This is a genomic window from Streptomyces sp. MB09-01 (assembly GCF_033794505.1).
Classification (GTDB): Bacteria; Actinomycetota; Actinomycetes; order Streptomycetales; family Streptomycetaceae; genus Streptomyces.
Window position 1 is genome coordinate 1 of the sequence record NZ_JARAYQ010000616.1, and the last position, 545, is coordinate 545.

The window sequence follows — 545 nt, forward strand, 5'->3', positions numbered from 1 at the left end:
GGCCGGGCCCCGGGGCCCCGCCCCCGGATCCCTGCGCCTCCAACGCCGGCGGGGCTGCAACAGCCAGCCCCGCCGGCGATCGGCCGGGTCCCCCCGGACGAAGACCGGGGGAGGGGCCGGGCAGAGGCCGCCGCACCGACCGGAAACTCCGGACAAACCCCGGCGGTTACCCCATTCGGGTCTGATCGTTGTACTGGCAGGGTGCCCCGCCCCGCACCCCTCCCAGCCCCGGAGGACCCCGATGACCGCGCCGCCCGGCACAGGCACCGGCACCCCGCCCCCGCTCGCCGGCGGAGCCGACGGCCCCACCGCCCTGCGGCCGCTCCTCGACACCGTCCTCGACGCCCTGGCCGCCGGAGCCCGCGACCGCGGCGGGCCACTGCCCGCCGGCGGCCCCGAAGCCCAGGCCGCCCGCGTCCGGGCCGCACTCGGCGACGTACTCCCCGCACACGGAACCGGCGACCACGAAGCGCTCCGCACCCTCGTCCACACCCTCGCCGCAGGCGCCGCCGACCCCGCCGACCCCCTCTGCGCAGCCCACCTGC

The 545-nt window shown here is 79.8% G+C and carries 1 pseudogene; it reads left to right on the plus strand.

What is annotated here, in order from left to right:
* Window positions 1-241 precede the first annotated feature (241 nt).
* Window positions 242-545 (plus strand): annotated as a pseudogene (locus PV721_RS43740) (aspartate aminotransferase family protein); the annotation flags it as partial.